This is a genomic window from Paenibacillus tundrae, from assembly GCF_030812775.1.
In the GTDB taxonomy this organism is placed as follows: Bacteria; Bacillota; Bacilli; order Paenibacillales; family Paenibacillaceae; genus Paenibacillus; species Paenibacillus tundrae_A.
Genome location: NZ_JAUSTI010000003.1, coordinates 326,837 through 350,215, shown reverse-complemented (window position 1 = coordinate 350,215; position 23,379 = coordinate 326,837). Strand labels below are relative to the sequence as shown.

Sequence of the window (23,379 nt, the reverse complement as noted above, 5' to 3'; positions counted from 1 at the left end):
CCTATCTAACAGGCGTAGCAGCGGACATCTGAAAGCCGATGGATACCAGTTCTGCGCACGTACCTGGAAGCATCATCAACGCACCAGGGGCAAGCAGGTAATCGGCTTCAACTAGCATCTCACGGTAACTCTCTGGCAACACGGAAGACATATTCCGTAGCTTCTCCCCATGTTCATCCTGCAGTACTGTTTCTGAAGAGATTCCTTTCCAACGTCTTGGCTCCGAGATCGGAGTTTCCAGCAAGTGATCGGAAATGAAGATATTCTCCACCAACACATTACCATCCGGAACACTCATGCCCATGATTCGTTTAGCGATCGGCTCAGGATCTTCACCTGTCGCCACGCCATCTGTCATATGGCAAACGAGCGGCGCTGGACAGTCCTGCATATTAGGAATCTCAGCCTGAAGAATCTTCTCCGCTTGTAGAAAAGCTTTGGCCGAATCCGAGAACCGCTTAGGTGTAAGGTCAGGCAACGAACCAACGGCAGCGATTTCGTCGATGCCTTTAATACCGTTAAGCAAGTCATATACATCATCACTGTACGCAAGGATCGCAATACGGTAACGAGGTGTCAATCGATTGCCTTTGGTCGAACGAAAGACCATTTGGCGGATGGCCAGAGCCAATGCATCATAGACCACATCAATCCGTCTACGATTTTCCAGAACCATGTTCATGGAGGCGCTAATATCAATTAAATAGATAATCAATGCAGGTGTGCGCTGGGATGCTTGAATTGTATAGTTCATCTGGGATGAGGTCACCTCCGTCGTTGTTCACATTTATAATTACAGGTTTGGTAGCTTATAATCGCTATTGCTGAGGAACTTGTTAATCGCGCTCATTCGAGCTGCAACTTTACCTACCCCTTTGAAGTAGGCAGCATCGGTATTATAGAGATTTTTGAAATCCCGAGCATAGGATAGAGCATTATCCGTCTTTTTACCAATTTGTGCGTTATACGCTTTGTTGTAGTGTGCAATCAGTGTGACTACGTTCTGAGCACGCTTTTTCTTAAGCGCAGCTTTTTGGGCAGCCTCCTGTTTGCGCTGAGCTTCAGCTGCGGCTTTACGTGCAGCTTCTTGCTTGGCAGCTAGAGCCTCCTGCTCTTTTTTCCAAACTAGATAAGCCTCATATTTCGCTTGTTTATCATATTTCTCCTGCTGTGCCTTACGTTCAGCTTCTTTTTTCTGTTGCTCCTGCTTCGCAAGATACGCTTCGTACTTGGCCTGTTTATCATACTTGGCTTGGAGCGCCTTACGCTCTTCTTCCTTCTTCTTGGCCTCAGCAAGTTGCTTCTCTGCTTCCTCCTGCTTTTTCTTCTCATCAGCCGCTAGTTTTGCTGCAGCAGCTTCTTGTTGTTTCTTCTCTTCTTCCTGTTGCCTGAGCGCTGCAGCCTTTGCTGCCTCGGCTTCTTCCGCCGCCTTAATCTCTGCGAGTCTAGCTGCCTCCTGTTGCTCCTGTTGTTTTACCTCTGCTTGATCAGCCAATATTTTGACCGTTGGTACAGAGCCCGCCAGCAATACAATGAGCACAGCCGAAGAGATCATGAATTTTTTGGATCTATAAAAAGGGAGCCGAACAGGCTGTCCTTCGTCATCCTTAGGATTCAAACGTTCATCCAACTCTTTGATGGCTGCCGCAACCTCGATCTGCATAGCACTGTTGTTCGGTATAAAGTGGTGCAATGAACGATACACCTCAAGTGCAGCCGCAGGCTTACCATCTTCTTCTAATGCTCGTGCCTGAAGAAATAAACGTTGAACCACTGCTTCTTGACCAGGTGGCGGAGTCGATGCTTCTGAATTTTGGTCAGAGCCTCCGTCAGATGCCAATGTTCCACTTATGCCACCTGCCACTGTTGTCTCTTGATCATTTGGCAAATGAGATTGATCAGCAGCATCTTCCTCCACAACGGTAGGTATAGTAGGTACTTGGTTTGCATCTAGAGCAGCTAGTGCGACATACCATTCTCCGAATGTGGGACAACTGCTAAGATCATGACTTTCCCATGCTCTGACGAATAGATCCGCCATTTTGGAGCCCCAACGCTTATTCAATGAGTCTCGCATCGCGTAATAACGCTCACTGACTGTCTGCATCTCATGTTGATCAAAATAACTTTCGCCCCATGCCTTCTCGACGATTATCGGATCAGACCAGCTTAGCATCTCTGCAATAATAACAGCCCCAGCAAAGCGATCCGCATAGGAGCTCCACAATCCACTATGCACTGTCCGATGTGCTGCATAACCAGGTGAGCCTGCCAAGAGCGCATCCGGACGATCCATCTTGGAGCTGTACATCTGTTCTACGTCAACAAGCTCAACGGCTGATCCTCCCAGGTTCTCCACTTCGGAAAAAAACGGAATCATCACATTGGGTGCGGACAAATCGCAATGAGCAAGCCCACGCTGCTCCATGGCCGAACCTGTTCCTGCTAGTGCTCTCGCTAACTTCAGACTTTCCTCTGCGGTTAGCTCTTTCTGATCACTGATTACATCAAACCAGGTCAGACCTTGCACCCACGGCATTAATACCGCATACAACAAATCAGGATGTTCTCCAATGAGCGCTCCGTTTCTTTCCGGAGTGAGCACATCACGCTTGCATACTTGCAAACCTGGCAGTTCACTATAAGGCTCCATATGCTCAGACTGATAGACCATAGCTGGAATACGGAATTTTGGAAAAAACACTTTTAGTGCTTTGGCCCCATGTATAGAACCATTACGGGGAATCAATTGGTAGACAATCCCTTGCCTTCCGGCTTGTGCATAAGCCAAACCTGGTGCAGCAGGATGCTGTCCAATCGTATAGGCTATATCATTGATTACAACTTCATCCCCGGGATTCGGTTGAAAAGACATGCTCATCCCTCTCTCTATCATTTCTGTCATAGTGCAACAAAAACCGGGTGTCGTAAAACGCCCGGTTTTTGTTGCAGTTTCACATCTTCAACTAGCTGCCTGCATATATTCAGGGCGAACTCAGACAACGTTTCGGCCTGATCTATGTATAGCAGATTAGCGAGTTTGGTCAGCCGTACGGAATTTGTTAGCAATAGCTGTCAGTTCCGCACTAATGCTATTAAGCGTTTGAACGAAAGATTGCATTTGTTTGCTTGCTTCTTGGAATTCTTGGAAGAAGCGTTGCTTCGTCATACCTTCCCATTGTCCTTCCATGCTAGTGATGGATTGAGTCAATGTAGATACGATTTGCTGACTTTGCTCACCGCTTTGTTTAAATTGATTGGAAACCTGATCAAGCTGTTCTGGGGTAACTAAAATACGTCCTGCCATGTGTAAATTCCTCCTTGGTTTGTGCAATTAAATTTTTGCTTGTTCAAATTGTACTATACCAAGATCGATCGGACAAAAGCCGAAGGACCTACTCCTATTTACCCCATTTTCAGGCAATGAAACTTCCCCTAACAGACTATTTACATAAACAATTCACTTTCTACTGTGCTGTTCTCGGGACTCTCTATCCTACAAGCCTAAGAAACAACAGGTTCGGTTCCTCTCCTTCCTCGAAAGGAAGGATCTGTGAATCTCCATGCTACAGGTTCAGGCTGCATAGCCTGAATTAATGTCGCTGGGGAACCAGCTGGTGGAGCGGCATCCTGTACACGATACACTGCCGCCACCGCGGAAAGGGGATCGGATACAATAGCAGTAGTTGCGGAATGATCGGGTAAGATCTCTCCTGCATGATTGTTCTCAAGCACATGGAGCATATTAACCGCATTGCTGTAAGTTGTGTTCACATGACCCAGCACCGTGCGGTACTCCATATCAACCTGTTGGAATACCACGGCCTTGCGTCCCAGTTGCACGCTTAAGTCCATGAAACGACGCACTGCATCTTCGCCGACCCGCTTACTGTGGTTCCATTCACTCATCACAGCAGCACGAGCTTCAACTTCCCAGTCTAACGAATGAATTGCCTGATCCAATACTGTCATCTTTTGCTGTATTTGCTCCGCCGCATACTGAATCTGCCTGCTCAGTGCCCGAAGCACATCCGGTTCCACACGAATGCGCATTTACCATCACCTTTCCTCTTCCCCTGCAGGCTGTTTAAGCCAGTCCAGCAGCATCTCGTGAAACTGTTCTCTAGTCGTCAGTGCTGCAACAAGCCAATCATCTGAAGCGGCTGTGCTCATACGGAATAACCAATTCGAAATCGAGCTAACGGTAAACGCCGCTGACTGTGAATTCCATTCTTCTCCGTTCCACACAAGCAAACGCAGCTCTCCATCTGATTCCTTGTTTACCAAACAGCGTGCCAGGGCAAGTGATCCATCCGAATCATTCGTCTCCTGCGCTAGCTCATCTGCCACTGCCTGAACTTCCTTGCCATTTAACTCATTCAAGACTTCATAGAATTTTTTCTTAGAGCACATAAGAGCTGGCTTCTCATCAGGAGAATGGCCACTCCACTTCATTCTTTCGATCAGACAATCAATGGCTTCACGAACATTTCCCAGATCCGATAACCGGAATGAATCCGGTTCGTCCACAACGCGCGACACTTCGACGACACGCTCGTCCGTGCAATGAATATAACTTTCACAGGACTTGCTACTCGACGTGTAGCGAATCCAACAAGCTCTGTCAGACAATCCGGCAATGGCCACTCTGGAGAATACGGTCGGTGTCATGATCAGTTCATTGCTGTTCTGATCCTGAATTAGATATCCTTTGTCGAGCAAGGAGGTTTTGACGCGCTCCCACTCCAAAGCAATGTCTTCCGCCATATACCCGCGGAAAGGATCTTCAACGCCAAGCAATCGGTCTGAGCCTAGAATACCAGCCAGAAAAAAAAGTTCTTTTATTTGCAAAGTGACTACCTTTTGCTTGGAATCATGAACCGTCAACATTATGAGCCACCTCCCCTCAAACTACAACATGCCATCGGTCACGAATTTCAAAAATCCAATCATTCATTTTCCAGTTGTCATCACATGGAACTGCACCTTTAACCCTGGAATATTTACGTTTTACATAATAACCTTGACCTGGTGGCAGTACCTTCAGCCCAGCCGAACTGCCTCCAGACTCGGAATAAGGAATACGAAAGAACGAGAGATCGTTAGGGTCTAAAGTCCCGAACAACAATCCGCTTTGGGAAGCTTTTACATCACTTACCCAATCAGATCCAAAGGTCGGGAAGTCAGCAGGAACACCTGACAAGATAACATGAATTCCCCGATCCCTACCTTGACGAACAATTACACCTAATTGATCCTTCACGTTGAAATCATTTAATTGTTTGGATAATGTTTCTGCATCATCAATGGTGAGCACGATTTCCGGACCACCGGCAATCTCGCCTCGCTTCAGTACTTCATCGTACAACTGTTGGATCACTGGCGCAAGCTGATCTTCCCGTGATACGTGTCCTCGGACATGGGGCAAACTGCTGATCTCACCCAGTCCGCCAGAACCATAGCGCATATCAACGGTGTATATTTGTACTACTTCTGGAGAAGCATGATACGCCAAAGATAACATCCAAGTCAACAAAAATGTTGTTTTTCCGCCTTCCATCGGACTCGTTACCATAAAGTGTGGTCCCTCACGCAGGTTCAAAAGGAATGGCTCCAAATCATCTGTGAGCAACCCTACAGGAACCGTTACAGAGGACTCATTCACTTGACCATACGTACCTGTTCGAATAAGAACATCTTTCAGTTTCACTTCTTCCGGAAGTGGAGCAATCTGAGGTGCTTGCTCTCCTGTCCACGCTTCTCTAATCTCAGCAATCGTGCGGCGCAGCTCAGATGAACGTTTCCCTTCATCTGCACCTGACGACGGTAAGGCTGCCTGGAACATCAGTGGTGGAACTTGTCCCTTCACGAGCCCTCTTCCTGGCGGAAGCTGACTTGGCGCTTTAGAAGGTCTTCCGACTGCATAATAATAGTCACTCGGATCGGATAATTCAAAAGATACTGCATTTGGAATGTTACTCCTAAATTTCTCGAAAATATCAGTGACTCGATTAGCCGTGAGTACAAAAGTAATCCCTAGACTTCCACCTTCACGAAGAATCGTCTCTAACAATTCATTTTCATCTGGATAAGCATTTCGGAAAGAAAGATATCCGTCAATCACAACGATGATCTGAGGCACAGCTTCGTGAGCTGTCCGACGGTAAGCCGAGATCGTTTTGACACCAGCTTCTGAGATGATGTCTTTACGCTGTGCAGACAATTTCAATATATATCGGAACAGTCGTTTGACCCGATCTTCCTCTTCGGCCATCATCACACCACCGACCTGTGGAAGACCAGCAAAGTCCTTCATCATGCGACCCATATCAATAATGTATCCATGCCATGATTCTGTACGTTCAGATCTAGCAAGTGACATGAGCATGGTTTGCACAAATGTCGTTTTGCCCAGTCCAGGCATGCCGTATACGACGAGATGGCCTTGATCAATCGGAAGTGCAAGAGGCTCTTGGCGTTGGTTCGGTAGATCATCGAGCAAGCCAACGAGTGGTTTCAACCCACTAGCACCACCATCAAGCAGCACTTCCCTATTCTTTTCTTCCTGCCAGTCGTTAAGGCTATCCCATTCCAATGTTTCAGGCAATGGTGGCAACCAAGGTCCTGGCAGTCGATCAATTCCAGCTTCTTCCGCGGCTTGAGCAACATAATCGATAAAGACCTGAAGCTGTTTAGGGACATCGTCTCCTTTGAGCACAGCTCTGCGTTCACCAGTCAGCAGAGGCTCCCGCTTCCCGTTCAAACGCACTTCCATGACGGGCAATACGGAGGTTTTATCTTCTTGCTGATTATAAGGTGCACCGCTCCAAGCAAACTGCATCTCTTCAAATACTTCATCACTGCCGACTTGGAAATACCCTCGACCCGGCTTCGTAATCCATGCCGCATTTGGAATCTTAATCATATCTCGGCTGTCTCCTTCACTTTGAACGCGAAGACAGATGCGGAAACGGGAGTTACTCCAGATTTTATCATCGACAACACCCGCCGGCTTCTGAGTTGCCAAGATCAGATGCACTCCGAGTGTCCGGCCAATAGCTGCAATACTAATCAATTCATCCATGAATTCTGGCTGATCGCGTTTCAACTGAGCAAATTCATCGATGATAATAACGAGATGGGGCAATGGCTGTTCATGCCTTGAACGTAGAATTTTGTAATATTCATCGATATGCTGCAGGTTGCCTGCATCATTTAATATTTTCTGTCTTCTAACCAGCTCGGCTCGAAGTGAAATATTCGCACGTTCAATCAGATTTCCATCTAGATTGGTAATTGTGCCCACGACATGTGGTAAGCCAACAAACGTATTGGACATCCCGCCACCCTTATAGTCAATCAACATAAAAGCAAGGTCGTGCGGGTGAAATTCAGCCGCAAGCGATGCAACTATGGACTGAATGACTTCACTTTTCCCTGATCCGGTCGTTCCTGCAATTAGACCATGCGGTCCATGCCCCTGGCGTTCAATTTTGTCATGCAGGTTAATGGCTATTTTCTTGCCACCCGCACGCACACCCATAGGGACAGGCAGCGTATCTGGATATCGAGTTTGGCTCCAGCGTGATACAACATCCAGATCCTCCACGCGTGATGTGCTTAACATATCGAACAATGGAAGCACCTGTGGAATATCCGAAGCGGAAGAACGCTTCAAACGGATCGGAGACATGTAACGCGACAACGCCTCTGCAGATTCTTTAGAGATTACGTCTGGTGTGTACGTTTGCTGAACGACATCGGCATCTTCAGTTTTTTTGATATATACACCCTTGCCTTTGGAAGCTTCCATAATAAGCTGACAGTGCATCGGAAGAGATTCCTTCCGATTGGCTAATATAATCGTGCACACATCGATCTCTTGAGCCGATTCCAACAGAAGCGGCAACAGTGGCTCTTCTTCAATTAATTGTGTTTCCGACAAAATGACCACATAACAAGGCGTTTGTACCGTTTTTTTGTAACGATCCTCCTTGTTGTTACGCCGCCGGTTTAACACGGAAAACAAGCTGTCCGCCAATTGATGCGCACTGCTGTGCCTGTCGGCCATATATCGCTGTCCCTGATCTTCATCCCAAATATGGGGAAGCCAGCGCAACCATTCCCATTCCTTGCTTTCTTTTTCTTCATAAAAAGCAGCGATTTTGAGCTCATCTGGTGAATGGCGCACGGTAAGCTGTGAAACGATCACACGCAGTGAGGCCAGCACTTCCTCACGATTCCCTACCAACCCCATGACTTTCGATTGGAATAACGGTAGGGTGATTGATGCATCGGGTACAGTCTCAAATTCAGAAGCGAGCTCGTGAGCAGCCTCAATTAATTCATCCTTTTCATATCCATCTGGACGTGGAACCTGAATCTTAATCCGAAAAGGAATTTCCCCTGTACCAATCCGCACCTGCATAAAATCATCATCTTCTGGCGAGCGTTCCCACAAGGAACTATTTCTGTTTTTTACAACTTGTAGACAAACACCCGGATCGCCGTGAATTTCATACAAACTCTTCACTTGTTCCGCTTGAGCTTCCTTCAGTTCTTCACGATGCTTGTCCAACTGAGCTCGGTACATCGCCTTACGTTCTTCAATTTTTTTGCGATAATTCTTCTTGTTACTTAAATATACAAAGAATGGAATCGTGTACGATGTTAACATCATCATAACAGTCATCATCTGAAACATCATAAAGGTAGGGTTACTAAATTTACCTGTTAGATTAATATATACATAGAAGCCGATGCTCACCATCGTCATCATAATGGGAATAACGATGGATATGATGGAGAATGTAGGTTTGCTAGGTTCAGCAGGGGGCCTCAAAATTTCGAGCTTATCTTCCTTAAGAACCGGCGTCATTCTTGGAGAACGCTGATATAACACATTCACGAAGAGAAGACCTCCTTAATAGTACGTGTTCAAAATCAAAAGCGAACCTTTTGAACAACCTTTTTAATTGTTGATAATATGATATATACGTTCTGAATCTTCATTCGTTGCTGTCCTGTTGAAACAGTGAGCGTCTTCCGTATACCGGCGCTTCTTCTAACGTGGTTGAGAACGCACGCTGGACTCGCACACAGCTACCCTGTCTTAGCCCTGTTTCCATTAGTTGCTGACTATTCTGCGGTGAGAACCACAGTCCTTCTGGAAACTTAGCTTCCAGGATATATTGAATGCCATCCCCAGGCGCCTGTCCAAATATACGGACGCCAAGCAATGTTTTCAAATGTTCAATCGTACATTCATCCGGGACTTCAATGTCGAACCATTCGCCTTCCTCCCGGCCGGAATACACGGTAAGAATCATCAAATCCCTCCCATAGTCTCATATGTAAATTGTCCTAATGTCAGATTAAATCAAAAAAAAGCGGATGAAACACGGTTTCAACCCTTATTTTCTTACATAACCCCTTTGTTTGCAATGTACTATCTGTAATTTTGTTACATATGACCCACGTTTATATTAAAATATCGTCCCATGGTCTCAGAACTTTGGAGGCAGACTTACGTTTTCAATTTGCGAGGATGCGAAAACGATTCGTTTTCTACCATTTAAATGGGAATAACACTTCATTACCTGTCCGTTTATTGCTTCGCCCACAATTGAATTGTGAACACTTTTCAAACATTCATCACCTTTATGTTTTCATAAGCTGATTTTAAGGTAATTTTAAGCATTGGTATTTAATATTACCTGTATGAAATAACTCCCGTGAGGTGATTTCAAGTGAGAACACTAATAACTTTTCAAAACAAATCAATCCCTGTATATTTTAATCAAGAAAACAAACAACCTGTGCAAAAGACATTAAGATTGCTTAGCAGTGCTCTAGAGCACAAAATTAGCAACGGTAAACGAGCTTTACAAAAATGTTTGCACTCTTTGATTAGTATTGAGATTGTTAATGGAGAAGCCATTCTCCACAGTCGCAGTGAAAATGACTCTCTGGCCTTGTCTTTATATTAAGTCGAGTCCACGTGAATTCATCTATAATGAGATGCTGCGTCACTCGTTCTATACGAACGATAAGAAAAAGGAAGCTGCCACTAAGGACAAGCTTCCTTTTTTATGTTGAAGCACAATCTGATCTATTGGTTAATTTACTCGGCTCACGCTATAGCCGGTCTCATTACCTTCTGCAACCTCCGCTTTGTGAATTCGAATGACAAACAATCGAACTAGGTTAGCCCGTGTATGTTCCTCTTGACATGAATTCAGTTTCCTTAGAATAAAACGGTCAATGGACATGAAATTCAAGCCCCTTTACCTTGGATTTTACGGATCTGTTCTTCCGTGTATCCATAAATAACCATATTCAGACTTCCCCAAACCCATTTTCAACGTTTTTTTCCACATGCTTTTTAGGGTATGTAAAAACGTGCAAAAGCCCGTCCTTAAAGGTAAAAACGGGCTTTTGCTTGGTATTGTCGATTTCACACGAACTCGGTCTCATCCTGCAATCGTTTCATGTCCTGTAGACCTTTAGTCGACATCACTCACACCAGGATACGTCCGATATTGATGCTGTAAACTAATCCAGCGGGTGCGCGTGAACTTCTCTATCGCCCAATCGCCGCCGAATCGGCCAATGCCTGAAGACTTCTCTCCACCAAACATAACATGAGCCTCGTCGTTTACAGACTGGTCATTCACATGAACCATGCCTGATTCGATGCGTTTAGCTACTTGATAACCTCTCTCCAGATTTGTCGTAAATACCGAACCACTCAAGCCGTATGGCGTATCATTGGCTAACCGAACAGCTTCAGCCTCATCCTTTGCACGCATTAAGACAGCAACCGGACCAAACAACTCCTGTTGCACAATCTCCTGCTCAGGCTTCACGTCAGCCAGCACAGTAGGCTGTAACACACTGCCTTTGCTTGATCCGCCAAGCAATAACCGGGCTCCCGCATCTTCTGCGTTCTTCACAAGTTCAAGCAGTCGTTCTACTTCTTTTTCACGGATAAGAGGCCCTACAAGCGTATTAGAATCTGCTGGATCCCCCGCTTGGATTCGGTTTGTTCTCGCAACAAATGCATCTACAAAGGAGTCATAGATATCGGTATGAATGATAATACGGTTCAGCGCCATACAAATCTGCCCTTGATGCAGAAACTTCCCAAATACTGCGGCCTCTGCCGCTCGTTCAATATCCGCATCTTCCAGAACAACCATCGCATTGTTACCGCCTAATTCCAGCGCCGTTTCTTTCAGATGCTCGCCAGCTAATTTACCGATGCCTTGCCCGACTTCTGTTGATCCTGTAAATGAAATGACTTTTGGGATTGGATGAGCAACGAAGTAGTCTCCAATCTCGCTTCCGCTTCCTGCAACGACATGCAGCACACCTTTTGGCAATCCGGCTTGATCAAATAGATCTGCGATTAGCCAGCCTGCAGTAACGGGTGTATCAGAAGCCGGCTTAATCACAACACCATTACCTAGCGCAATGGCAGGTGCCACTGAACGCAAGCATAGATGTAGCGGAAAATTCCACGGTCCGATCACCCCAATTACCCCTTTGGGTTCTCGCACAACTCGGTTCTCTTTGCCTGCTGTATTAGAAGGTAGTATCTCCCCCTTCATTCGATAAGGGAAAGATGCCGATTCGTCTACAATGCGCTTGGCCGCAGCGAACTCCGCTTCAGCTTTGATCCGAGTACTTCCGGATTCAGTAATGAGCAACTGAATAATTTCATCTTTACGCTCAACCATTAGCATGGATACCTTGCGCAGAATTTCTTCTTTTTGACTAGGTAATGTCTGACTCCATTCCACTGCCCCCTTCTCGGCAGCTTCATATGCACGATCGATGTCTTCTTTATTAGAGGATCGCCAAGTGGCGATAACTTCTCCTGTATACGGATTGATATTCTCCATGGTTTTCTCACCGGAGCCTTCAATCCATTCGCCATTAATATATTGTTTAGTCCATGTTTGCTTCGTGTCCATTAAAGTCATCTGAATACGCCTCCTAATCAAGAATTCATGTCTACTTATGATGCAGTGTAGTACATCATTAACCTTGTTAAGGATTACGCAAACGTTAATGTAGACCTCTCTAACCTATACAGGACAATTCGTGCGAGTTCATACCTCGTCCTTAAAACCTCGTGATGATACGATCATTCCTGGCTTGTAGACCTCTTTCCAAAAAGCTGCAAGTCTTGCCACCCATAGGCAACTTCGAGCTGATTCTCACCACCGATGGATAACGTCTGACTATGAACTACAGTTCCACCCATCTGCTCATAGAAACGACAAGCCGGATTTTTCTCCAATGCCCAGATCAGTAGACTCCGCAGTTTTAGTGTATGAAGATATTGGACAACTTGATTAGCAAGCATTGTTCCAATTCTCTGTCCCTGTGCGGCTTGCAGTAAATAGATCGCATAAATCTCTCCATCATAAGCTAACTTGCCTTCTCGCTCTCTGCCCCCACAGGCAAATCCGACAATTTTCCCATCCGCTTGTTCGGCTACCAACAGAATCTTCTCCTTTTCGCTAGAACGAATCATCTGCTCCCACTGTGGTACTCTGGCTTCTGTAGTCAAATGATCCAAAAATTCATCGGATATGATCCCACGGTATGTGGTCTTCCAGCTCTCAGTATGTACATAAGCGATAGCTTTTGCATCCCCTTCACGGGCCTGTCTAATCTGCATGATCCTTCCTCCATCTCATATATTTCGTCGTTGAAGCACAATAAATATACAGATTGTACATTTATCCCCATAGTAATCCAACGATTTTATTTCAACTAAACAATTGAACAAACACTCAACGTTAGAAAAAATCCGACCCTAGGGTCGGATCTTTACCTTGGTGCCTACAGATACTTTGGAAGAAAGATCCAACACATCTGAGTTATACATCCGGATGCAACCATGTGAAACAGATTTCCCTATCGATGAGGGTTCATTGGTTCCATGTATGCCGTAATGAGGTGCAGACAATCCCATCCACAGCACACCAAATGGTCCTCCAGGATTCGATTGTTTATTAATGATCGTAAACTCACCACTTGGGGTTTGAGTGAGCATCTTCCCTGTCGCTACAGGATATCCTTTAACCACTTGGTTGCCATCCAGTAGATATAACATATGGTCTGATAGGTCAACAATGATGTTGTAATCCGGCATACTAACATCCCTCCTGACCTATCCTATGCCAATCTCATCACAGATGCCCGCCTGATTTCAAGCTTCATCCCACTCTCTGATGCTTCGGGCATGCTTCGGTTTTCGAGTGCTCACTGGCTTGCTCGTTGCTGTTCGACGTTTCGAAGCCTGAAGCTCCTTACGCTGCTGAAATTGCAGTTCCTTCTGCATTTTCAGATAATTATCAAGTCTTTTCCCCTCTAACGTGCCGTTCTGTATCGCCTCTTTTACAGCGCAGCCAGACTCACGAGTATGACTGCAATTATGAAACTTACACGAAGCAGCCAACTGCTCAATTTCACCAAATGCTAGTGCTAACCCCTGATCGCCTTCCTCCCACAAGTTAAGCTCCCGCATTCCTGGGGTGTCAATCAATACCGCTCCTTGAGGTAATACAAACATCTCACGATGTGTCGTTGTATGTCTGCCTCGACTGTCTGCCTCCCTGACAGATTGCGTAAGCTGTACATTCTCGCCGAGTAACCAATTGACCAAGGTCGACTTACCGCTTCCTGAAGAACCTGTCAACGCAACCGTCATCCCAGGTTGTAGATAACGTTCAAGCTGTTCTTTTCCCTGATCCTGCACCGCAGACAATGCAATGACTTCGACACCTGGGGCAATGCCTTCCACGAGTGCCATCTGTTCTTTTATATTGGAGCAAAGATCGCTTTTACTCAGCACGATAACAGGTCTAACGCCTCCATTCCAAGCCATAATCATATAACGCTCCAGCCGTCGGAGATTAAAATCATAATTAAGCGCGGCGACAATTAGCAATGTATCCACATTAGCCGCAATCAGTTGTTCTTTCGTTACGTTTCCCGCAGCCTGTCTAGAAACTCTGGTTCGTCTCGGCAACATACTGTGAATCATGGCCTCATCACCTGCCTGACCCGAAACCTCAACCCAATCCCCTACCGTAAGACCTGTACCAGTCTCTTCATGCTCGCGGCGTAATCGGCCTGTTGCTCTTCCCCAGCCTTCACCATCCGCAGTCATTATTCGTAGTAAATGTCCATGATCTGCAATGATTCTAGCTGGTTTCCTCTCGGCATGATTCATATCTAACGTTATCCAGTGCTCTTGCCAAAGTGTAGACCATCCATACTCTTCCAAATGTTTATTCAAATTCGTGTTTCCTCCCAAAAATGATAATGATGATTCGGACATAACGACAGATTGACCTGTGTGCCCCGGTTCGGTATCCAAAATAAAAACCACAAGTCTCAAGCACCCGTGGCAAATCATTGTTAAGCGAATTAGAGAATGACCTTCATAGGGTAAGATTCAGAGGCTCATATGTTAGAGATCCCCTGACCGCAATAAAAGAACATTCCTAATAGCAACAAAAAAAGCCACAGGTACGTCACCCGTGGCTTCATTGTTGCATGCAATAATACATACCCTCATAACAGACAAAACTGTCCTGTGGTTGTATAATTATATGCTCTGATCCGTTCCGGAGACGCTGTTCATATTCAAATTAACGTATAGTTCCATTAAGTTTGTCATATTACATCGCCTCCCTTGTAGATTTATCCAACATATTACACACCTTACTGAATTGTTGTCAAGACCAATTGTTATTTAACTTGATCCCAACGTGTCCACATTTCTTTTGGATTCAGTTCGTAAACTCCGTCTGCACGATACATGAACTGGTGCATGATGAACTCACGGCGGATCGTTGCAAAATCCTCATGATAATTTTGAATGAAAACATTGATTTCCTTTTCCGTATACTTGCGACCGAATTCCAGTTGCTCGGCCAAATGACCAAGAACAATCAACTTTTTCTTATATTGCGCTGGAATTTGGCGAATTCGCCCATCCTTGGAGAAAAAATTCCTCATCACGGATGCTTTCAGCGTTTCGTTGACCTCACTCATCTCAGTAACCTCCTCACTTTTAAAAATAAAATCAACGGAAGCTTGTGCATGCTCACGAATAAAAGAAGGGTTTAAGGAGAAATATACAATGTTCTTCTCTCTTCTTTCTTTAATGAGCGCAACTTCTCGTAGTTTCGATGCATGATGTGTCACCGTGGGTTGGGACAAGTTCAACCGCTCAGCGAGAGCATGGCCGTGCAATTCTCCTTGGGATAACAACAACAGCATGCGAAGTCGGGTTGGATCAGCTAATGCTTTGTGATAAGCCACAATTTTCTCCAACTGCATGAATGTTTTCAGCTCCATTTCAATCTCAATAGATTAGATGATTATCTAATTTGATGTTAATCTTTTGTCCAATTAAAGTCAAATCCTTTATTTTTGTGTGGCAGTTCAGCCTATATACCTCCCTAAGCTGGCATTAGAGTGTTATTTACGGTAGGATTATATTGCTGAATTTAAGGAGGAGTAAGAACATGGAAGATGTCATTATTATCGGTGGAGGACCCTGTGGTCTATCTGCTGCTATCGAATGTGAACGGTTGGGATTATCTGCTGTAATCGTAGAAAAGTACAACATTGTACAATCCATCTATTTGTATCCAACCCATATGCAATTTTTTAGCACGGCTGAGTTGCTTGAGATCGGGAATGTTCCGTTTAGCACGCCTAACGACAAGCCGTTTCGTTATGAGGCGCTTGCCTATTATCGCAAGGTCGCTGAACATTTTAACCTTCGTGTTCATAACTATGAGGAAGCTCACGCAATCAAATGTAAGGACGATGGAACGTTCGAAGTACATACGATGAACCGACGTGGGCAGAATGTTATTCATGAAGGACGTAATATCGTTGTAGCTACAGGTTATTTCGATCATCCTAACTACCTCGGCATTCCGGGAGAAGACAAAGATAAGGTTACGCATTATTTCCGCGAAGCTCACCCTTACGCTCAGACCCGTGTTGCCATTATCGGAGGAAGCAATTCTGCCGTAGATGCCGCGATGGAACTCGTTCGTGTAGGTGCTCATATTGATATGGTGTACCGTGGAAGCGGATTGTCTGAACATATTAAATCTTGGGTACGTCCATTATTTGAGAGCATGGTTCAAAAAGGACGGATTACTTTACATCTCAATTCACGTGTTAATGAAATTTTGGATGATTCTGTCCGTATATTGCATCATGATGGAACAACCAGTGAATTGGAAAATGATTTTGTATTAGCCATGACTGGTTTCCGTCCCGATCGTAAACTACTCACTTCTGTAGGGGTGGAAATGTCCGAAGATATGGATAAACCCAAGTATGATCCTCAAACGATGGAAAGTAGTGTTCCCGGCATTTATGTTGGCGGTGTTATTGCATCAGGTCGTAATGCCAATGAGGTATTTATTGAATCTGGGCGCTGGCACGGAAAATACATTGCAGAACATATTGTGAGCAAGAATCGTAAACTTTCCGAAGGGAAATGAAATCAATGGATATAACTTCGCTGCTGTTACTCGGATTCGCCGCGCTTGGCATCATCAGCAGTAATACTCCAGTGGCTGTAGCTATGGTATTTCTATTATTGCTGCGTGTATTGAATCTGAATCAGGCATTTCCTTGGCTTGAGAAGTATGGGCTGACCATTGGGATCATCATCCTAACTATTGGAGTAATGGCTCCACTTGCCAGCGGTAAAATAAGCTTGCAGACAATTGGTGAGTCCTTCCTGCACTGGAAGTCACTGCTTGCCATTGGTGTTGGGCTGCTTGTTGCTTACCTCGGGGGTAGGGGTGCTACATTGATGAGTACGCAGCCCACTGTCGTCGCTGGACTTCTCATCGGTACTGTGTTAGGAGTTGCCTTGTTCAAAGGTGTACCCGTAGGACCACTTATTGCAGCAGGCATTTTATCCTTGCTTTTGGGCAAATCCTGATTGAACTTGGACTGGACTCCCTTCTGTCAACTGGCTGTAATTCCCACCGTTGTATGATATACTTCTATTCATATCACGAGTCCATAGCGGAGACATCAATTTGATTTTTGTTCGTCTAACATTCAACATTGATTCACCTCGCAACTATAATGGCCGCAGGAGGATTCAGGAATCATGTCACGTCAGTTTGTTACAGAAGCCGTGATGGTGGCTATTTATGGTCAATTGCTCGCGTCACCCGCGTCTGTTGAATATATTGTTCCATACACCACCATCCTTGAATTATACGAGTTTCAAGCCAGCAGCGATCCTCTGATGGGTAACCCTGCGGATGATCAGCATGTGAAGACCAAAATTAACGAGATGATTTCTTATTTTGAGGAACCATTAAATAAGAAAAAAATAGAACGTGCGCTACTTATTCCTTGGGCCAAAAGCCCATCGATTTTGTTCGGTGATCAAGTCTCCATTGCTATTATTAACGCTGTTGATACGGCTCAGTATGGCGAGTATTTCGACCCAATCGAGACGGAATTAATACTCACTTCACAACGTTTGAGCATTCCTATCCTAACAGATCAAGTCGAACTGATTGCTCGCATTATTGAATCTTCTGCTCCGGTTCAAGTGTATGATATTGACGACTTTGACTTTGCAATGGATGAGGAGTCACTTGATCAGGTGTAAGCATTATAGTTATTGATTATTGTGGATGTATACCCGCTGAGAACATTCTCAGTTGGCATTGCAATGAATGGATTATAAAGCACAAAAGCCTCCCTGTCGGGAGGCTTTTATCATTATTCCGTTTTGTAATTCATTTGTACTTCATTTGTACTTCGTTCGCACTTGGTTTGTAATTATTGGCGCTCGGTTTGTATCCTTTTTTTGCTTAATTGGCACTTGGCTTGCACTCAAGTCATTCATTTCAGTTGGAGCGTGCTAACAACATTCGGGTAAAATCATTGAGGACAGGCAGAGATCCAATGGGAAAAAACTTCAGACCTGCTTCACTTTTTACACGAGACTTCACAAGGTCATCTTGGATAATTCGAGTTCGAAACAGAGCGATCACATAATAGTCTTCATCCCCGCTCGTATGAAGCTGTCTCAGCTCTGGCCCTGAATGGAGACCTTCTAACACCATATGATCTGTAGTCCAGCCCGTCTCCTCCCACAGCTCTCGATAAGCAGTCTCTTCAATCGATTCTCCTGGACGCATCTGACCTGCAGGAATTCGCCAATGACTCTGGTCTGCATGCTGGATTAACAATACTTCACCATGTTCGTTCTCGGCCCATATAGCAGCCTTTACGACGATAAACGCTCGGTTAGCAATATACTGAGCCAAATCTCGCGCTGGCGGATTCACTATTTATCCCCTCCTGTTCCAAGCCGAAGAGACGACTTAGACCTATAGTCAGATCAGTGCAACACATTTCTCTCCAACCTACGGAACGTTCTAAAGGCATGTATTTATGAGTAAGGGATTATACTTCAGTGTATCGATATTCAATATCTTGACCTTCATCAACAACATCCACATGAAGCTCATGACCTTTTAGATACCAATAATCGTGATCCTCCATGAAAAAGTGAATACCAGATGCTTCTGTTTGCTCGGCAGGATGTCTTGGTTCCTCAACCGCGATACCTAACGAAAATCCGGGATGAAGACCTCCGCCTGAGCTATAACGGGCAAAAAATCGAATGCTATCCCCGTCGTTCAAATTAAGCTCTTCCTTGTACCAGCGCGCAGCGCGGTCAGTTACATGTATGGTACTCATGTGGTGTCAGCTCCTTCTCTATATATATATGTTACATCATATCGCTAGAATGGTCGGAATACAAACTGTACATCAGAACAAATTACCGAATAACGAACAAGATTCAAGAAATAAATTTACTTCATGGAACATAAAATAAAATGATGAGTCCATAACTGTATTTTGCAATATAGAACAACAGTCGTATTAAGCCATATGACTTCACTGCTTGTTACTCCATTCCTGGCTTCTCTAAACCCAGACATTGCTCATTTGTGAAAAAAGTTTGACAGATTGTAAAATGCGGTGTTAAGATGCAAACATACGAGATTCACATTGAATTTATTCCCAAAAAAGAAAGGGTGATTACGGTGTTTAATAGCGATATGTTTGTTCTAACTAACTTACAACTGAATACCGGAGCAGCCCCGAAATCATTATTTCGTTCATAATTTCTGCATCATAGCAATCTGTTGATCAGATATACTATGTTGTGAACTCACAATATAATTATGTACGGTGGTGGCTCTGCTCTCGGAGCCATGCTGCCGTATGAATGATACCTAAGACATACCGCCTGCGTGCGGTGTGTCTTTTTTTGTGGTCACAAGTAAATATATGAACGATAATGTATTTCACAGATATGGAAAGGAAGGGATAGCACTTGTTCTCAGTACTTAAAAACCTAGCCTGGTTTTTCCGGCTAGAGCGCAAAAGATACCTGATTGGTGTCATTTTGCTCATTCTTGTAGGTGTCGCAGAACTCCTGCCCCCTCGTCTTCTCGGTAATGCGATTGACGAGATTGTACGTGGGTCGATTACAGGAGCATCACTTACTAGCTACATTTTACTTATTTTAGGAACCGTCGTTATTATCTATCTGATTACGTACATATGGATGCACAAATTATTTGGCGGAGCTAACTTGGTAGAACGTCTATTGCGTTCACGTTTCATGGATCATCTGTTACGGATGACACCGCCCTTTTTTGAAAAGAACAGAACCGGCGACCTTATGGCTCGTGCTACCAACGATCTTCGTTCGATTGCAACCACAGCAGGCTTCGGCATGCTTACGTTAACGGACTCTACTGCTTTCTTGGCAACAGTATTGCTCGCTATGGGTTTTCTAGTTAGCTGGAAGCTGACTCTGGCAGCCATTCTGCCCCTGCCTTTTATTGCCATCGCTATGATGATCTACGGTAAAGCCGTGCATCAGCGCTATACTCTCGCTCAGGATGCCTTCGGTGATATGAACGACCAAGTACTTGAATCCATTGCAGGAATTCGGGTAGTACGTGCGTATGTTCAGGAGCGTCTGGATGAGAAGCGTTTTGCCGATGTTACCGAAGACGTGTACCGCAAAAATCTAGCCGTCGCACGGATGGATGCATTATTCGAACCTACGATCCGACTTTGCGTTGGACTTAGTTATGTCATTGCGCTTGCTTACGGCATATATCTTGTGTTTCACAATGAAATCACTTTGGGGGATCTCGTATCATTTAATATGTACCTGGGGATGATGATCTGGCCGATGTTCGCCATTGGTGAGTTAATTAACCTGATGCAGCGCGGTAGTGCCTCCCTTGATCGGGTCAACGAGACATTATCGGTGGAACCCGCTGTTCAAGATGTTGAACAACCCGCTTACATTTCGAACCCAGAAGAGATCGTCATGCAAGATGTTACGTTCCGTTATCCTAGTTCTACAGTAGACAATCTTAGTCATATTAACTTTTCACTACGCCGCGGTCAGACACTTGGCATTGTCGGTCGTACAGGTAGTGGTAAGTCCACACTGCTGAAGCAGTTGCTACACGAATACCCTGCCGGATCAGGTAAACTAAGCATTTCGGGTCACCCCATTCAGGAAATTGCTAAAGACGACTTGCATAGCTGGATTGGTTATGTGCCGCAAGAGCAAGTGCTATTCTCCAAATCGGTTCGCCAGAACATTCAGTTTGGTAAACCTGGTGCAAGTGATGATGTCATCATGGAAGCCATTCGCACAGCTGCTTTTGACGGAGATCTTGGAACATTGTCTGACGGACTCGATACACTCGTTGGAGAAAAAGGTATTGCTCTATCTGGTGGACAAAAGCAGCGGGTATCCCTCGCGCGTGCGTTCATCTCGGATCCAGATATTCTTATTCTGGATGATGCCCTTTCCGCAGTTGATGCGAGAACCGAAGCTAAAATCATTGAAAATATACGCAACAAACGCTCGGGTAAAACAACGTTGATCTCGACTCATCGCCTGTCTGCTATTGAACATGCTGACCGAATCATTGTACTTGAGCACGGGAAAATTACGGAAGAAGGAACCCATCAGGAACTACTTGCCATGAACGGTTGGTATCGTGAACAATATGAACGGCAACAGGTGGAATCCAATCTGTCCACGTAGGAGGTCAACGCTTTGAAATCGAATACAGGCAAACGGCTATTACAATACGCCTTAAAAGCCAAAGGTACTTTTATAGCCGCATTAATTATGCTTGCGATCGGTGTTGCGGCAGAGCTCGCCGGCCCTTTTATCGCCAAAAATATGATCGACAATCATTTGTTAGCCATTGAACAGCCCTTCTATGAGACATCTGCTTCAGAAGATGCGGCGGTATATCAAGGAAAGAATTATAAACGTGAAGGATTATTCGAACCAGCGGAAAGTAAAGGTGCCGAGGTACGCATACTGCAAGCTGGACGTAGCTTTTATTTTGTAAATGAACCGGTGAGCACACCTGACGGAGACCGCTCTTATGCCGATGGCACCCTGACGGTAACCCGTTCAGGCGAAGTAACCGGTCAATATGCAGCAGTGCCTCTGTCGGCTGGAGAACTGTTTGCTTTTTACAAACCGGAAATGCCAAGCATCTATCAATTGATCGTATATTACATGATTTTTCTTGTCATCTCGGTCATTATGGAATTTGGTAAAACTTACTGGCTTCAATCGTCCGCCAATAAGGTCATTCAACGTCTTCGCAATGATGTGTATGCTCACATTCAGCGTCTGCCGGTCAATTTCTTTGACAATCTGCCTGCAGGTAAAGTCGTCTCACGAGTGACCAACGATACGGAGGCCGTTAAGGATCTGTTTGTTGCAGTACTGTCGAACTTCTTCTCGGGAATTATTACAATCGCAGGGGTGTATGTCGCACTCTTCCTGCTCGATGTTCGTCTTGGTCTCATCTCCTTATTTGTTGTTCCGATGCTTATTGCTTGGATTGTGCTATATCGCAAATTCGCTACTCGCTACAATACGATCATTCGTTCACGACTCAGCGAGATCAATGCGATCATTAACGAGTCCATTCAAGGGATGTCCATTATCCGCGTATTCCGCCATCAGAAACAAACGAAACAGGAATTTGAAGATCTGAATGATGACTATATGAAACATCAGAACAAAATGCTTAACCTGAACGCCTTTACCTCACACAATCTGGTTAACGTATTGCGGAATATCGCTTTTGCGGTTGTCCTGTGGTATTTTGGATCAAGTGTGCTGGATGGCACCAGTATCATCTCGCTAGGTGTATTGTACGCATTCGTGGATGTACTTGGTCGTCTGTTCCAGCCGATAACAGGTATGGTAAACCAGCTGGCGAACCTCGACTCCTCTCTCGTATCTGCTGGACGTGTATTCGAACTAATGGATGAAAAAGGAGAAGCCGTTACCGATGGTTCAATGCCAAGATACAAAGGAAATGTTGTCTTTGATGACGTGTCCTTTGCCTACAACAAAGACTTTGTATTAAACAACATCTCGTTCCAAGCCTCTCAAGGGCAAACAGTTGCGTTGGTTGGTCATACCGGTTCAGGCAAGAGCTCCATTATAAATTTATTATTCCGATTCTACGACCCGCAAAAAGGGAAGATTACTATTGACGGACAAAACGTGAAGGATCTTCCGAAACAATGGATTCGTGAACATATGGGGATTGTACTACAAGATCCTTATCTATTTACCGGAACGATTGCCTCTAACGTAAGCCTCGGGGATCAGAAGATTACGCGTGAGCAGATTGAACAGGCACTCCGCGATGTGGGTGCAGAGCGTATCTTAGCTCATTTGCCTCAAGGCTTCGATGAACCGGTAATTGAAAAAGGAAGCACGCTGTCTGCTGGACAACGTCAACTGATTTCCTTTGCCCGTGCGTTGGCATTTGATCCGGCCATTCTTATTCTGGATGAAGCTACAGCCAACATTGATACCGAAACGGAAGCCTTGATTCAAAATGCACTCGAAGTGCTCAAAAAAGGACGAACAACCTTCATCATCGCCCATCGTCTCTCCACCATTCGCTCAGCAGATCAGATTCTGGTACTGCATCGTGGACGAATTGTTGAACAAGGAGCACATGATGAGTTAATGGCACTCCAAGGTCGATACTATCAGATGTATCAACTGCAACAAGGTGCTCAGGCTGTTCAAGCTGATCAAACTCAAGGCACAGCCCATGAAGCAATACGCACCTCTTCCTTTGCTGGAGGCAACGCCTAGAGTAAAGGATTATGTGGTTATACATCTAAGCTAAAATGAATCTACAATGTGTATGAAAATAAACCGATGTGTATCGCAGACACCCCATCTGTTGATATGCA

The 23,379-nt window shown here is 44.9% G+C and carries 22 protein-coding genes; 7 read left to right on the top strand and 15 right to left on the bottom strand.

Translation table 11 applies throughout. The features are described 5' to 3' along the window. Position 1: 1 nt before the first annotated feature. The 7 genes from J2T19_RS07390 to J2T19_RS07360 all read right to left on the bottom strand — a co-directional run bounded on the left by J2T19_RS07390 (position 2) and on the right by J2T19_RS07360 (position 9,329). Positions 2 to 754 (bottom strand): vWA domain-containing protein, encoded by a 753-nt coding sequence (locus tag J2T19_RS07390; RefSeq protein ID WP_056700796.1) that lies wholly within the window; start codon positions 752 to 754, stop codon positions 2 to 4. Positions 755 to 793: 39 nt separating this feature from the next. After that, positions 794 to 2,875, bottom strand: coding sequence for a protein kinase family protein (locus J2T19_RS07385; protein ID WP_307214308.1), 2,082 nt, complete (start codon positions 2,873 to 2,875; stop codon positions 794 to 796). Between the two features lie 156 nt (positions 2,876 to 3,031). Continuing rightward, entirely contained in the window at positions 3,032 to 3,307 is a 276-nt protein-coding gene (locus J2T19_RS07380) for a WXG100 family type VII secretion target (RefSeq protein WP_056700792.1), read from the bottom strand. A 197-nt stretch (positions 3,308 to 3,504) separates the two neighbouring features. After that, a complete protein-coding gene (locus tag J2T19_RS07375) occupies positions 3,505 to 4,053 on the bottom strand; it encodes a WXG100 family type VII secretion target (RefSeq protein WP_056700790.1) in 549 nt (182 codons plus the stop codon). Between the two features lie 6 nt (positions 4,054 to 4,059). Beyond that, positions 4,060 to 4,890, bottom strand: coding sequence for a hypothetical protein (locus tag J2T19_RS07370; protein WP_307214307.1), 831 nt, complete (start codon positions 4,888 to 4,890; stop codon positions 4,060 to 4,062). Between the two features lie 16 nt (positions 4,891 to 4,906). After that, complete coding sequence (gene essC / locus J2T19_RS07365) at positions 4,907 to 8,908, bottom strand: type VII secretion protein EssC (protein WP_307214306.1); 4,002 nt, start codon at positions 8,906 to 8,908, stop codon at positions 4,907 to 4,909. 100 nt (positions 8,909 to 9,008) lie between these two features. Further along, on the bottom strand, positions 9,009 to 9,329 hold the full coding sequence (locus J2T19_RS07360) for a hypothetical protein (RefSeq protein WP_145046449.1): 321 nt from the start codon (positions 9,327 to 9,329) through the stop codon (positions 9,009 to 9,011). 420 nt (positions 9,330 to 9,749) lie between these two features. Between J2T19_RS07360 and J2T19_RS07355 the strand changes: the two genes are divergently transcribed. Then, positions 9,750 to 9,989: a hypothetical protein gene (locus J2T19_RS07355; RefSeq protein ID WP_082560509.1), complete on the top strand. Its 240-nt coding sequence runs from the start codon at positions 9,750 to 9,752 to the stop codon at positions 9,987 to 9,989. Further along, the gene (locus tag J2T19_RS07350; RefSeq protein WP_307214605.1) at positions 9,916 to 10,098 is read left to right on the top strand and encodes a hypothetical protein; all 183 of its coding nucleotides are present in this window, start codon (positions 9,916 to 9,918) and stop codon (positions 10,096 to 10,098) included. Before J2T19_RS07355 ends, J2T19_RS07350 begins: the two co-directional genes overlap by 74 nt. A 20-nt stretch (positions 10,099 to 10,118) precedes the next feature. Here the strand turns inward: J2T19_RS07350 and J2T19_RS07345 are convergent, their stop codons facing one another. From J2T19_RS07345 to J2T19_RS07320, 6 genes are all read right to left on the bottom strand, one after another. Beyond that, positions 10,119 to 10,271, bottom strand: a complete 153-nt coding sequence (locus J2T19_RS07345) for a hypothetical protein (RefSeq protein ID WP_307214305.1) — start codon at positions 10,269 to 10,271, stop codon at positions 10,119 to 10,121. Between the two features lie 234 nt (positions 10,272 to 10,505). After that, complete coding sequence (locus tag J2T19_RS07340) at positions 10,506 to 11,987, bottom strand: aldehyde dehydrogenase family protein (protein ID WP_307214304.1); 1,482 nt, start codon at positions 11,985 to 11,987, stop codon at positions 10,506 to 10,508. A 164-nt stretch (positions 11,988 to 12,151) separates the two neighbouring features. After that, positions 12,152 to 12,691: a GNAT family N-acetyltransferase gene (locus J2T19_RS07335; RefSeq protein WP_307214303.1), complete on the bottom strand. Its 540-nt coding sequence runs from the start codon at positions 12,689 to 12,691 to the stop codon at positions 12,152 to 12,154. A gap of 138 nt (positions 12,692 to 12,829) precedes the next feature. Continuing rightward, positions 12,830 to 13,168, bottom strand: a complete 339-nt coding sequence (locus J2T19_RS07330; RefSeq protein ID WP_056700775.1) for a L,D-transpeptidase — start codon at positions 13,166 to 13,168, stop codon at positions 12,830 to 12,832. 57 nt (positions 13,169 to 13,225) lie between these two features. Further along, a complete protein-coding gene (rsgA, locus tag J2T19_RS07325) occupies positions 13,226 to 14,317 on the bottom strand; it encodes a ribosome small subunit-dependent GTPase A (RefSeq protein WP_307214302.1) in 1,092 nt (363 codons plus the stop codon). 455 nt (positions 14,318 to 14,772) lie between these two features. Beyond that, positions 14,773 to 15,366: a DUF2087 domain-containing protein gene (locus J2T19_RS07320; protein ID WP_307214587.1), complete on the bottom strand. Its 594-nt coding sequence runs from the start codon at positions 15,364 to 15,366 to the stop codon at positions 14,773 to 14,775. A 188-nt stretch (positions 15,367 to 15,554) separates the two neighbouring features. On the opposite strand from J2T19_RS07320, the gene J2T19_RS07315 reads away from it, so the two are divergent. The 3 genes from J2T19_RS07315 to J2T19_RS07305 all read left to right on the top strand — a co-directional run bounded on the left by J2T19_RS07315 (position 15,555) and on the right by J2T19_RS07305 (position 17,689). Beyond that, on the top strand, positions 15,555 to 16,553 hold the full coding sequence (locus J2T19_RS07315; RefSeq protein ID WP_307214301.1) for a YpdA family putative bacillithiol disulfide reductase: 999 nt from the start codon (positions 15,555 to 15,557) through the stop codon (positions 16,551 to 16,553). Positions 16,554 to 16,558: 5 nt separating this feature from the next. Then, positions 16,559 to 17,002 (top strand): DUF441 domain-containing protein, encoded by a 444-nt coding sequence (locus tag J2T19_RS07310; protein ID WP_128101478.1) that lies wholly within the window; start codon positions 16,559 to 16,561, stop codon positions 17,000 to 17,002. Between the two features lie 174 nt (positions 17,003 to 17,176). After that, positions 17,177 to 17,689, top strand: a complete 513-nt coding sequence (locus J2T19_RS07305) for an ADP-heptose synthase (RefSeq protein WP_307214300.1) — start codon at positions 17,177 to 17,179, stop codon at positions 17,687 to 17,689. A 241-nt stretch (positions 17,690 to 17,930) separates the two neighbouring features. Here the strand turns inward: J2T19_RS07305 and J2T19_RS07300 are convergent, their stop codons facing one another. Together J2T19_RS07300 and J2T19_RS07295 are read right to left on the bottom strand one after the other, a co-directional pair. Beyond that, the gene (locus J2T19_RS07300; protein WP_307214299.1) at positions 17,931 to 18,374 is read right to left on the bottom strand and encodes an NUDIX domain-containing protein; all 444 of its coding nucleotides are present in this window, start codon (positions 18,372 to 18,374) and stop codon (positions 17,931 to 17,933) included. A gap of 118 nt (positions 18,375 to 18,492) precedes the next feature. Next, positions 18,493 to 18,789 (bottom strand): HesB/YadR/YfhF family protein, encoded by a 297-nt coding sequence (locus J2T19_RS07295; RefSeq protein WP_145046436.1) that lies wholly within the window; start codon positions 18,787 to 18,789, stop codon positions 18,493 to 18,495. 643 nt (positions 18,790 to 19,432) lie between these two features. On the opposite strand from J2T19_RS07295, the gene J2T19_RS07290 reads away from it, so the two are divergent. Together J2T19_RS07290 and J2T19_RS07285 are read left to right on the top strand one after the other, a co-directional pair. Next, on the top strand, positions 19,433 to 21,178 hold the full coding sequence (locus J2T19_RS07290; protein WP_307214298.1) for an ABC transporter ATP-binding protein: 1,746 nt from the start codon (positions 19,433 to 19,435) through the stop codon (positions 21,176 to 21,178). A 12-nt stretch (positions 21,179 to 21,190) separates the two neighbouring features. Beyond that, positions 21,191 to 23,278 carry an ABC transporter ATP-binding protein gene (locus J2T19_RS07285; protein ID WP_307214297.1) on the top strand — a complete coding sequence of 696 codons (2,088 nt, stop codon included), beginning with the start codon at positions 21,191 to 21,193 and terminating at the stop codon, positions 23,276 to 23,278. Positions 23,279 to 23,379 lie beyond the last annotated feature (101 nt).

Coding starts and splice junctions, on each gene's coding strand:
- J2T19_RS07390 (WP_056700796.1), bottom strand. CDS start 754: ATGAACTATACAATTCAAGCATCCCAGCGCACACCTGCATTGATTATC.
- J2T19_RS07385 (WP_307214308.1), bottom strand. CDS start 2,875: ATGTCTTTTCAACCGAATCCCGGGGATGAAGTTGTAATCAATGATATA.
- J2T19_RS07380 (WP_056700792.1), bottom strand. CDS start 3,307: ATGGCAGGACGTATTTTAGTTACCCCAGAACAGCTTGATCAGGTTTCC.
- J2T19_RS07375 (WP_056700790.1), bottom strand. CDS start 4,053: ATGCGCATTCGTGTGGAACCGGATGTGCTTCGGGCACTGAGCAGGCAG.
- J2T19_RS07370 (WP_307214307.1), bottom strand. CDS start 4,890: ATGTTGACGGTTCATGATTCCAAGCAAAAGGTAGTCACTTTGCAAATA.
- J2T19_RS07360 (WP_145046449.1), bottom strand. CDS start 9,329: ATGATTCTTACCGTGTATTCCGGCCGGGAGGAAGGCGAATGGTTCGAC.
- J2T19_RS07345 (WP_307214305.1), bottom strand. CDS start 10,271: ATGTCCATTGACCGTTTTATTCTAAGGAAACTGAATTCATGTCAAGAG.
- J2T19_RS07340 (WP_307214304.1), bottom strand. CDS start 11,987: ATGACTTTAATGGACACGAAGCAAACATGGACTAAACAATATATTAAT.
- J2T19_RS07335 (WP_307214303.1), bottom strand. CDS start 12,691: ATGCAGATTAGACAGGCCCGTGAAGGGGATGCAAAAGCTATCGCTTAT.
- J2T19_RS07330 (WP_056700775.1), bottom strand. CDS start 13,168: ATGCCGGATTACAACATCATTGTTGACCTATCAGACCATATGTTATAT.
- J2T19_RS07320 (WP_307214587.1), bottom strand. CDS start 15,366: ATGCAGTTGGAGAAAATTGTGGCTTATCACAAAGCATTAGCTGATCCA.
- J2T19_RS07315 (WP_307214301.1), top strand. CDS start 15,555: ATGGAAGATGTCATTATTATCGGTGGAGGACCCTGTGGTCTATCTGCT.
- J2T19_RS07310 (WP_128101478.1), top strand. CDS start 16,559: ATGGATATAACTTCGCTGCTGTTACTCGGATTCGCCGCGCTTGGCATC.
- J2T19_RS07305 (WP_307214300.1), top strand. CDS start 17,177: ATGTCACGTCAGTTTGTTACAGAAGCCGTGATGGTGGCTATTTATGGT.
- J2T19_RS07295 (WP_145046436.1), bottom strand. CDS start 18,789: ATGAGTACCATACATGTAACTGACCGCGCTGCGCGCTGGTACAAGGAA.